Raw genomic sequence first — 10,077 nt, forward strand, 5'->3', positions numbered from 1 at the left:
GATAAACCGTGGTGCCGGACTGTTCGGCGATCACTTCCCCCAGTAAATTCACCAGAAAACGCACATGCGCCCGCAGATCTTTATCGGTGAGCAGTTCCAGTTCCGCTACATTGGTCAAATCAACCTGTTTTGTTGTCATGAGTTATCCACTAATTGCTGATAAAGGTGCAAATAGGCTTGCGCGCTATTTATCCAACTAAAATCCTGCACCATTGCAGTCAGCATCATCCGTCGCCATAGACGGGGATGTGAAAATAATTCATTTACTTTTAACAGAGTATCGTAAAAATCTTCCACTGTGGGCTCGCTAAATTTAAACCCGGTTGCCAGCATTTTCTTACGGTTTTCTTCGGTGGCATCCACCACCGTATCGGCCAGTCCACCTGTATTCCTGACAACGGGCAAGGTGCCGTAACGCAGGCTATACATTTGGTTTAACCCGCAAGGTTCAAATCGGGATGGCATCAGAAAGGCATCTGCACCCGATTCGATTTTGTGTGCCAATACTTCATCATAACCAAATTGTATGCCCACTTTGTCTGGGAATCTGGCCCGCAAAACCCGCAGATCCTGCTCTAATCCTGCTTNNCAATTGAATGTCTTTACCTTCATTTAATAAACGATTAACAGCATCAATGGTCAGATCCACCCCTTTTTGTGATACCAGACGGCTGATCATGCCAAACATTAAGGTGTCAGCTGATTCGGGAAGAAAGAAATGTTGCTGTAATGCTTTCTTATTAAGGGTTTTCGGCTTCAGGTTCTTAACACTGTATTGATGATTAATGAACTTGTCCGTTTGAGGATTCCACTCATTAATATCAATACCATTAACGATACCACTGAGCCGTGACTGATCTGCACGTAATGTCAGTAACCCCTCCAGCCCGTAGCCATATTCATAATGGCAGATTTCCTGAGCATAAGTCGGACTGACACTCGTAATGTGGTCGGCATAGATCAAACCACCTTTCATAAACGACATCATGCCGTAAAACTCAATACCTTCGACCTGCCATAAACGCTCCGGTAAATCGAGCATCTCAAAGACCTGGCGGGAAAACAGGCCCTGATAGGCCATATTATGAATGGTAAATACGCTGGCAGGACGACGACTCTGCAGACTGAGTAACGCGGGTATCAATCCAGTTTGCCAGTCATTGCAATGCACTACTTCCGGCTGCCAGTCCAGTCCTGCCTGATTGGAAGCAACTGCCGCAGCCGCACGGCAAAACAAAGCAAACCGCGCCGCATTATCAGCCCAGTCCACGCCATTAGCATCACAATAAGGTCCACCATCGCGGTCAAAATGTTCGGCTGAATCCACCAGTAATACGGTTACGTCACTGTCGGGTAGCTGTGTTTGTCGAATATTTATCGGTTGGTGATAACCATCCAATTTCAGGGTAGCGACCAGCGGACATTCCCCTAACTGTTTCAGCGTAGCGCGATATGCCGGCATGATAATACGAATATCCTGCTGCATTTGTGACAGGGCAAATGGCAGACTGGCTGACACATCTGCTAGCCCACCGGTTTTCATCAGCGGATAGACTTCACTGCTGGCAAACAGAATTTTTCGCACGTTGCGCTCCCAAAATTGTACAATTACCCAATTATATACGCTCAAAGGCACAGTCACAGCCTTGTAACGGGAGAAACCATGCAACCTTGTACTATTGTTATTTTCGGCGCCACCGGCGATCTATCCCAGAAAAAACTGCTTCCGGCTTTGTATCATTTACAAGCTGAAAATCGTTTGACGGATGATACCCGTATCATTTGTATGGGTCGTAAAGAAAGCACTCAACAGGAGTGGCAAGACCTGGTCACAGAATACGTTAGTCCGCGAGTTCGCGGCGGTATCAATGACGACTTACTGCAAAACTTCCTGAAGAAAGTGCACTATTTCAAATGTGATATCAATGAAGCTTTCAGCTATCACGAACTGAAAAAGCTGATTACTACGCCGGAAAATGGTTTCTCTCAAAATATCGTTTTTTACCTGTCCATCAGTCCCTCTTTATTCAGCGTGGTTGGCGATCAGCTCTCTGCCGTTGGTTTAAATCAGGAAACTGATGGCTGGCGTCATTTAGTCGTTGAAAAACCGTTTGGTTACGATCAGAAAAGTGCGGCCGAACTGGAACGCATCCTGCGCAAAAACTTCACTGAAGAGCAGACTTACCGGATTGATCACTATCTGGGTAAAGGCACGGTTCAGAATATCTTTGTATTCCGCTTTGCCAATCTGTTGCTAGAGCCTTTATGGAATCATAAATATATCGATCACGTACAAATCACGCATGCCGAACAGCAAGGTGTCGGTGGACGTGCCGGTTACTATGATGGATCCGGTGCATTGCGTGACATGATTCAAAGTCACTTGTTACAGGTGATGGCACTGGTGGCAATGGAACCTCCTGCCGATATGGATGACGAATCGTTACGTGATGAAAAGGTAAAAGTCCTGAAATCGATTCGTCCAATTACCAAAGATATCGTCGACCAGCATGCTTTCCGTGGCCAATATGCAGCAGGCGAAATCAACGGTAAACCGGTGAAAGGTTATCTGGAAGAAGATGATGCGCCGGCCGGCAGTGTGACTGAGACTTATGCTGCGATGAAAGTCTATATTGATAACTGGCGCTGGCATGGTGTGCCTTTCTATCTACGTACCGGCAAATGTATGCCTGAATCCAAAGCGATGATAGCCATCCGCTTTAAAAAACCGCCATTGGAATTGTTTAAAGACACCAAAGTGGGTGAAAGTCACGCCAACTGGATTGTCATGGGGCTGCAACCGGACAACACCTTGCGTATTGAATTACAGGCCAAACAGCCCGGACTGGAAATGAAGGCGCATACCGTTGGCCTGGAAACAATGGAATCTGACGACAACAAGCACAAGCTTGACGCTTATGAAGCCTTAATTCTGGACGCTATCCAGGGTGACCGTTCACTGTTCCTGCGTGCCGATGAAGTCAATCTGGCCTGGAAAGCTGTTGATCCGATTCTGGAAAAATGGGCGGAAGAACAGGACTTTGTCCACACTTACAAAGCTGGTACCTGGGGCCCTGAAGAAGTGAAATGTTTACAGGACAATCCATGCCATGCATGGCGTAATAACGTTTAAATGATAAGCCAAAAAAACCGGACATTGTCCGGTTTTTTTTAGCATTGAATTTTGTAAAGAATTCAGGTCAGAGCCTGACCCAGTTTTATCTTCATCTCAGCTTTCCATTCATCTTTCCAGGCCGGTGCATCCGCTGGAAGCAATAACACCACCGTAGAGCCCATATTGAAACGGCCCATCTCCTCTCCTTTATTCAGACGAATATTCTCGTTCGCATAATACCAGTCCAGAATATCCTTCGTGTAAGGCGGTGTAATCTCACCTTCGTGCCACAAAGTTTCCATACTGCCAACAAAAATAGCACCCACCAGAATCAACGCCACAGGCCCAAAATCTGTCTGAAAAATACTTACCACACGCTCATTACGCGCAAATAATCGTGGAACACCACGCACAGTCAGTGGATTCACAGAAAATAATTTACCGGGGACATAACGCATCCGCGTCAGTTTTCCGGAAATCGGCATATGGATTCGATGATAATCACGTGGCGACAGATAAATCGTGGCGAATTGACCATTATCAAATTTTTCGGCTAACTCCTGATCTCCACCGAGTAACTGNNCCAGTGCTGAATAATCATGTCCTTTGGCCTGAACTATTCTGCCTGAATCAATAGCACCTAGTTGGCTGATACAGCCATCTACCGGAGAAACAATAACATCGCTACCAATCGCAACGGGTCTGGTTTCAGCTTTAATCTTGCGCGTGAAAAAAGCATTGAAGTGTTCATATGAATTGATATCGGGATTTACGGCTTCTGTCATATCCACCTTGTACTGGCGAATAATGATTGAGATCATGCGATTCTTCAGCCAGGTGCTCCGGCATCGACAAAGTCGGTGCATCAATCGTGATAATAAATGTTGTGGCAGACAGTATTGAGGCAACGCCAGCCAGAAATCTTTTTTACTCGTCCCGGCCGCCTCAGTTCGCTGTAGATTGTTATTAGACAAATTGCCCCCTTTCACGCATTACCCAAGCTTGTCATAATCAAACACTGATATCACTAGCCTCTATCGTATATAGGAGTATACCAAGTCATGAAGAATCTGCTGCAAGCATTGATGATCACATTGCTCAGTTTCACCAGCTTTGCCAGTTATGCGGCAGGTGACCAATCAACGAAACCGTTGTATTACGTTATTGAAGAACCTTTCACCATTAACTTTTTGCGGCAAAGTGAAGAAAAAGCTCGCTACCTGCAAATCAAAGTGGCATTAAAGTCCAATGACCCCGCCATTCTTAATAGTGCAGATAGTAATCTGCCGATGATTCAGGATTCACTTCGTATCCTATTTGCAGAACAGAATATGAATACCGTGAAAAGTATTGAAGGTCGCAGCCGGCTTCAACAAGAAGCCTACGAACGTATCAAAGCGATTTTTGAAGAGGAAACCGGTAACAGCAATCTTGAAGCGGTTTATTTCACCACCTTTCTCTGGCAATGATCAGGCATGGTATTTGCTTAACACATTTTATCGATAGGACGTAAACAACATGGCAGAAATACAGAAAGATATCGAACTGAAACAGGGTATGAGTAAAAAAACCAAAATCATTCTGATTATTGGCATTGTAGTACTGCTGGCTGCGATTGGTGCCGGTGTTTACTGGTGGTTGAATAAAGATGCAGCATCAGCCGATTCGGCAGAAGCCACGACTGCGCCGAAAGCCACGCCAATCTATCATGAAGTGGCGTCGCCTTTTATTGTTAACTTCGCAGAGCAAAGTAATGATCAGGTTCGCTATCTGCAAATCAAGATGAAAGTAATGGCGCGCGATCAGGCATCTATTAATCTGTTTGCCTTGCATGAACCTGCTCTGGTACATGAGTTATTAATGTTGTTTTACAGTCAAAATTATGACGTTCTCAGTACCACTGAGGGAACGCAGGCTTTGCAGCAGGAATCACTGGAAACCATCAATACGTTCCTCAAGCAGCAAGACAACGCCATCACCGGCCTTGAAGCCGTTTATTTCACCAGTTTGGTAATGCAATAGTTATGGCCGTTCACGATATATTGTCACAGGATGAAGTCGATGCACTGCTGAATGGTCTTGGCGGCGACGAGATCAAGCAAGATAAGCCAGAATTAGATGAACATGGCAAACCACGGCGTTATGACTTCGGAAATGAAGAACGCATTATCCGTGGACGCATGCCAACGCTGGAAATGATCAATGAGCGATTTGCCCGTTATCTTCGCATTAATTTATTCAACATGTTGCGCCGTTCTGCTGAGATTTCCGTAGGTGGCGTGCAGGTGATGAAGTTTTCCGAATATGTGCATACCCTGTTTGTACCTACCAGTCTCAATCTGATTCAGTTACATCCGTTACGTGGTACCGGACTCATCGTGTTTGAACCAAAACTGGTATTCACTATATTAGACAATTATTTTGGAGGCGAGGGCCGCTTTCAGGCACGTATTGAAGGCCGGGAGTTCACCGCAACCGAACTGCGTGTTATTCGCATGGTGCTGAATTTATGCTTTAACGATCTCACTGAAGCCTGGTCTCCGGTGATGCCGGTAAAATTCGAATTTGTGAATCATGAGGTTAATCCCCAGTTTGCCAATATCGTCAGCCCCAGCGAAGTAGTGGTTATTTCCACCTTTCATATTGAGCTGGATGGCGGCGGCGGGGATTTGCATATCACGCTACCCTATTCCATGCTGGAGCCGATTCGTGAATTACTCGACACCGGTCTGCAAAGTGATCGCTCAACCGATGATGGGCGCTGGGCCAAATCAATGCGTGAAGAACTGATGCTGGCAGATGTCAATCTATCGGCAACACTGGCACAAACCAAGCTCACTTTGGAAGAAGTCCGTAAATTGAAGGTGGGTGATATTATTCCTATCACCATGCCCACAACGGTCACCACGATGGTGGAAAATATACCGGTATTTCGTGCCACCTATGGTGAACACAACGACAAAGCAGCGTTAAAAATCACCTCAATTATTGAACATCCCAAAGACACTACACCAATTATCAGCTGACAAAGGCTAAAAAATCATGAGTGAAGATACAAAACAATCCGATCAGGATCTGGCCGACGAATGGGCCGCCGCACTGGAAGAGCAAGTCGATGACGATACTGCGGAAGATCCCTGGGCGGCCGCACTGGAAGAACAGGCTGAAGCGGAATCTTCTACCGCACAGGCCAGTCCGGCTCCTATGGACAAACTGGATGATGAAGGTAAACCACGAACGGATGTAAATCTGGATATGGTGCTGGATATTCCGGTCACCATTTCAATGGAAATTGGCCGTACCCGCATCAGTATCCGCAACTTGCTGCAATTAAGTCAGGGCTCTGTGGTGGAACTCGACCGTTTGGCCGGTGAGCCGATGGATGTATTGGTAAACGACACCTTGATTGCCCATGGTGAAGTGGTGGTGGTAAACGATAAATTCGGTATCCGTCTGACGGATGTGATCAGCGCCGCAGAGCGGATTAAAAAACTGCGATGAGATACTGGCAAGTCATTACCGGCTTTACCGGTTTGTTTCCATTGATAGTGAACGCCGAAACAATGAATTCTGCTCCGGTCAATGCCAGCACTTTATTACAAACCATTTTTGGTCTGATTATGGTGTTGGCGGTGATCGTTTTTTTAGGCTGGCTTTTGAAACGCAGTCAATACTTTCACGCTGCACACCACGGCCAACTAAAAGTGCTGGGTGCTATTTCGCTCGGCACCCGTGAAAAAGTGGTTTTGATACCAGTGGGTGAACAACAGATTTTGCTCGGCGTCACACCACAACAAATCAATACTCTGCATACCTTGTCCGAGCCACTTTCCGTTCGGGAAACGCCTGTTAAAAGTGGTGATACATTTGCAGAACGTCTGAAACAAATGATGCAGCAACGAGGCAATCAATGATACGTCTCGGATTATTGTTTTTATGTCTCTTTTTACCCGGAATGGCATTGGCCGAACCCGGTATTCCGGCTCTGACCTAATCCACTGGCGAAGACGGATCGCAAAGTTATTCATTAACTCTGCAAATTCTGGCGTTAATGACCGTACTGACCCTGTTGCCGGCAGCATTGTTAATGATGACCTCGTTTACCCGGATCATTATTGTGCTGGCAATCCTGCGTCAGGCAATGGGGGTGCAATCCACGCCCTCCAACCAGATCATGATTGGTCTGGCATTGTTTCTGACCTTTTTTATTATGTCTCCGGTCTTCAGCAATGCCTATGAAAATGGTGTTAAACCCTATCTTGACGGCGATATTGAAGCTACCGCTGCTATTGAACAGGTCAGCCAGCCATTTCGTGAATTTATGCTGGCACAAACACGCGAGAGTGATATCGAACTATTCGCCGAAATTGGGGGTTATGCCGCGATTGAAAGTGCAGATGAAGTTCCGTTCACGCTGTTGTTACCCGCATTTGTCACCAGCGAATTAAAAACCGCTTTTCAGATTGGTTTTCTGATTTTCGTACCCTTTTTAATCATTGACTTGGTGGTTGCCTCAGTGTTGATGGCGATGGGGATGATGATGTTGTCACCCATGCTGATATCCCTGCCCTTCAAACTGATGTTATTCGTGTTAATTGATGGCTGGGCACTGCTGATGGGAACGCTGGCCTCCAGCTTTTATATTTAGCCATGACACCTGAAACCGTATTAACTGTCATGCAACAAACGCTCGAAGTGATTACGCTGCTGATCGTTGTTATCCTGATCCCGGCATTAATCGCCGGTTTATTGGTCAGCATGTTTCAGGCAGCGACATCTATTAACGAACAGACACTGAGTTTCATCCCCAAATTACTGGTGACGATTCTGGTGTTAATGGTGGCCGGGCCGTGGATGCTAAGTTTGGTCACCAATTATACGGTTCGACTGTTTGAAAACATTCCCTACCTGATCGGTTAGCCATGAACCTGTCAATCGCAGAAATCAGTGCGATGCTCGGTGCTTACATACTGCCGCTATTTCGCATAGGCGGTATGGTCATGGTAGCCCCCATATTCAGCAGTAATTTTATTAACGTCCGAACCCGCCTGATAATTGCGCTGGCCATCACTTTAGTGGTGGTTCCCACCATCAATACACCTATCCCTGTCGTTTCACCTCTGAGCGCAGAAGGTATTTTGCTGATCGCAGAACAGATCATGATTGGCATTTGTATGGGCTTTATGTTGCAACTGCTGATCAATGCATTCATTGTCGCCGGTCAGGTTATTGCCATGCAGATGGGCCTCGGTTTCGCGTCTATGGTCGATCCGCAAAACGGCACAACTGTCCCGGTCATCAGTCAGTTTTATATGATCTTTATCACCCTGATGTTTCTCAGCATCAATGGGCATTTAGTATTAATACAGGTAATGGCAGAAAGTTTTATTACCCTGCCGATTGGCAATGGCGGTATTGCAGCTGAAAGCTTTCGTGATATCGCCAGTCTGGCCAGCTGGATGTATGCCGCAGGTGTTATTATTGCCTTACCTGCAATTGGCTCTTTAATGATGGTGAATCTGGCGTTCGGTATTTTGTCACGTGCCGCCCCGCAAATCAGTCCCTTTTCGATTGGTTTTCCACTGACAATAGGCCTGGGGTTTGTGATTATTTACATCACCTTGCCTGCAGTTGGAAATCACCTGGTTAACTTTGCTGATCAAATGCTGCAAATGACGCGAATGCTGGTACAGAACAATGGCTGAGCAGGATAGCGGCCAGGAACGCACAGAAGACCCCACGGGCAAACGACTCCAGGATGCCCGGGATAAAGGTCAGGTTCCCCGCTCTCAGGAGTTAAGCACTGTCGTGGTATTGGTTGCCAGTGCAGTGGGAATGTTATTTGTCGGTGGTAATTTGATCAGTAGTCTTGGCGAAGTCATGACACAATCATTTTCACTTAATCGCAAGCTGATCATGGATCCACACATGATGGCACAACAGTTAATCTTTGCCTTGAAAATCATGGCATTGGATGTCCTTACCTTCCTTGCGATTACATTGATAGCCGCCTTATCAGCTCCGGCATTGATTGGCGGGTGGAATTTTTCTGCCCAGGCAATGGGGGTCAAGCTGGAAAAGATGAGTCCTCTTCGCGGCTTAAAACGTATTTTTGGTCCACAGGGACTTGTGGAACTTGGTAAAGCCCTGGGTAAATTTTTACTCGTTGGCAGTATTGGCACCTTGATTTTGTGGAGTCTGCGTGACCGATTATTGACACTGGGACGACAGGAAGTTCAAATCGCCATGACCGAGTTGGGCTATATCGTGCTGTGGGGATTTTTAGCCATTTGCGCCAGCCTGATTTTGATTGCGTTGATTGATGTTCCCTTTCAGAAATGGAATCACACCAAACAACTTCGTATGACAAAACAGGAAGTTAAAGACGAAAACAAAGAAACTGAAGGCAGCCCTGAAGTGAAAGGACGGATCCGCAGAATGCAGATTCAGTTGTCACAGCAACGCATGATGCAGGACGTGCCCAAAGCCGACGTTATTATCACTAATCCAACCCACTATGCAGTGGCCTTACGTTATGACCAGACAAAATCCGGCGCACCTGTTGTGCTGGCAAAAGGCACCGATCTGATTGCGCAACAGATCAGAATGGTCGGTGATCACCATGAAGTACCCATTATCTCTGCTCCGCCACTGACTCGTGCCGTCTATTACAGCACCGAAATCGGTCAGGAAATTCCATCTGGTCTATATATTGCAGTAGCCCAGATACTGGCGTTTGTCTTCCAATTGAGACGTTACAAAAATACTGGCGGAAATAAGCCAAATCTCAATACGGAAGACTTGCCAATACCTGATGAATTTAAACGAGATGAGTAGTCAATGGAGAATACAAGCCTGACAAGCCGTTTAGGTGGGGTTTTAAACGGTAATGTCGCGACACCAATGTTCCTGGTGGCATTGCTGGCCATGGTGGTCATTCCCCTTCCTGCATTTATGCTGGA

At 46.3% G+C, this 10,077-nt stretch carries 12 protein-coding genes and 1 pseudogene; 10 read left to right on the forward strand and 3 right to left on the reverse strand.

Features of this window, described 5'->3' with window-relative positions; translation table 11 throughout:
- Window positions 1-135: 135 nt before the first annotated feature.
- The gene (locus B3O33_RS01225) at window positions 136-429 is read right to left on the reverse strand and encodes a hypothetical protein (protein WP_292362771.1); all 294 of its coding nucleotides are present in this window, start codon (window positions 427-429) and stop codon (window positions 136-138) included.
- An 82-nt stretch (window positions 430-511) separates the two neighbouring features.
- Window positions 512-1,585, reverse strand: coding sequence for a glycogen synthase (locus B3O33_RS01230; protein WP_292362772.1), 1,074 nt, complete (start codon window positions 1,583-1,585; stop codon window positions 512-514).
- A gap of 78 nt (window positions 1,586-1,663) precedes the next feature.
- Here B3O33_RS01230 and zwf point away from each other — a divergent pair, with 78 nt between their 5' ends.
- Window positions 1,664-3,133 carry a glucose-6-phosphate dehydrogenase gene (zwf, locus tag B3O33_RS01235; RefSeq protein WP_292362334.1) on the forward strand — a complete coding sequence of 490 codons (1,470 nt, stop codon included), beginning with the start codon at window positions 1,664-1,666 and terminating at the stop codon, window positions 3,131-3,133.
- Window positions 3,134-3,195: 62 nt separating this feature from the next.
- Here zwf and asd read toward each other — a convergent pair whose 3' ends face one another.
- On the reverse strand, window positions 3,196-3,936 hold the full coding sequence (gene asd, locus B3O33_RS01240; protein WP_292362773.1) for an archaetidylserine decarboxylase: 741 nt from the start codon (window positions 3,934-3,936) through the stop codon (window positions 3,196-3,198).
- 240 nt (window positions 3,937-4,176) lie between these two features.
- Here asd and B3O33_RS01245 point away from each other — a divergent pair, with 240 nt between their 5' ends.
- The 9 genes and pseudogenes from B3O33_RS01245 (at window position 4,177) to flhB (ending at window position 9,952) form a co-directional block, all read left to right on the forward strand.
- Window positions 4,177-4,584 carry a flagellar basal body-associated FliL family protein gene (locus B3O33_RS01245; protein WP_292362332.1) on the forward strand — a complete coding sequence of 136 codons (408 nt, stop codon included), beginning with the start codon at window positions 4,177-4,179 and terminating at the stop codon, window positions 4,582-4,584.
- Window positions 4,585-4,633: 49 nt separating this feature from the next.
- Entirely contained in the window at window positions 4,634-5,137 is a 504-nt protein-coding gene (locus tag B3O33_RS01250) for a flagellar basal body-associated FliL family protein (RefSeq protein WP_292362331.1), read from the forward strand.
- A gap of 2 nt (window positions 5,138-5,139) precedes the next feature.
- Window positions 5,140-6,141: a flagellar motor switch protein FliM gene (gene fliM / locus B3O33_RS01255; protein WP_292362774.1), complete on the forward strand. Its 1,002-nt coding sequence runs from the start codon at window positions 5,140-5,142 to the stop codon at window positions 6,139-6,141.
- 16 nt (window positions 6,142-6,157) lie between these two features.
- Window positions 6,158-6,616, forward strand: a complete 459-nt coding sequence (fliN, locus tag B3O33_RS01260; RefSeq protein WP_292362329.1) for a flagellar motor switch protein FliN — start codon at window positions 6,158-6,160, stop codon at window positions 6,614-6,616.
- Window positions 6,613-7,029, forward strand: a complete 417-nt coding sequence (gene fliO / locus B3O33_RS01265; protein WP_292362775.1) for a flagellar biosynthetic protein FliO — start codon at window positions 6,613-6,615, stop codon at window positions 7,027-7,029. The genes fliN and fliO overlap by 4 nt, the downstream gene beginning before the upstream one ends.
- Window positions 7,026-7,763: pseudogene (gene fliP / locus B3O33_RS01270) on the forward strand (flagellar type III secretion system pore protein FliP). The gene fliO and the pseudogene fliP overlap by 4 nt, the downstream one beginning before the upstream one ends.
- Window positions 7,764-7,765: 2 nt before the next feature.
- On the forward strand, window positions 7,766-8,035 hold the full coding sequence (gene fliQ / locus B3O33_RS01275; protein ID WP_292362326.1) for a flagellar biosynthesis protein FliQ: 270 nt from the start codon (window positions 7,766-7,768) through the stop codon (window positions 8,033-8,035).
- A 2-nt stretch (window positions 8,036-8,037) separates the two neighbouring features.
- Window positions 8,038-8,820 carry a flagellar biosynthetic protein FliR gene (gene fliR, locus B3O33_RS01280; RefSeq protein WP_292362325.1) on the forward strand — a complete coding sequence of 261 codons (783 nt, stop codon included), beginning with the start codon at window positions 8,038-8,040 and terminating at the stop codon, window positions 8,818-8,820.
- Window positions 8,813-9,952: a flagellar biosynthesis protein FlhB gene (flhB, locus tag B3O33_RS01285; protein ID WP_292362324.1), complete on the forward strand. Its 1,140-nt coding sequence runs from the start codon at window positions 8,813-8,815 to the stop codon at window positions 9,950-9,952. The genes fliR and flhB overlap by 8 nt, the downstream gene beginning before the upstream one ends.
- Window positions 9,953-10,077: the final 125 nt, after the last annotated feature.

The organism is Methylophaga sp. UBA1464 (genome assembly GCF_002325665.1).
Classification (GTDB): domain Bacteria; phylum Pseudomonadota; class Gammaproteobacteria; order Nitrosococcales; family Methylophagaceae; genus Methylophaga.

Excerpts from the sequence above, each read along its gene's own strand:
- B3O33_RS01225 (WP_292362771.1), bottom strand. The coding sequence starts at position 429 with ATGTATAGCCTGCGTTACGGCACCTTGCCCGTTGTCAGGAATACAGGT.
- zwf (WP_292362334.1), top strand. The coding sequence starts at position 1,664 with ATGCAACCTTGTACTATTGTTATTTTCGGCGCCACCGGCGATCTATCC.
- B3O33_RS01245 (WP_292362332.1), top strand. The coding sequence starts at position 4,177 with ATGAAGAATCTGCTGCAAGCATTGATGATCACATTGCTCAGTTTCACC.
- B3O33_RS01250 (WP_292362331.1), top strand. The coding sequence starts at position 4,634 with ATGGCAGAAATACAGAAAGATATCGAACTGAAACAGGGTATGAGTAAA.
- fliM (WP_292362774.1), top strand. The coding sequence starts at position 5,140 with ATGGCCGTTCACGATATATTGTCACAGGATGAAGTCGATGCACTGCTG.
- fliN (WP_292362329.1), top strand. The coding sequence starts at position 6,158 with ATGAGTGAAGATACAAAACAATCCGATCAGGATCTGGCCGACGAATGG.
- fliO (WP_292362775.1), top strand. The coding sequence starts at position 6,613 with ATGAGATACTGGCAAGTCATTACCGGCTTTACCGGTTTGTTTCCATTG.
- fliQ (WP_292362326.1), top strand. The coding sequence starts at position 7,766 with ATGACACCTGAAACCGTATTAACTGTCATGCAACAAACGCTCGAAGTG.
- fliR (WP_292362325.1), top strand. The coding sequence starts at position 8,038 with ATGAACCTGTCAATCGCAGAAATCAGTGCGATGCTCGGTGCTTACATA.
- flhB (WP_292362324.1), top strand. The coding sequence starts at position 8,813 with ATGGCTGAGCAGGATAGCGGCCAGGAACGCACAGAAGACCCCACGGGC.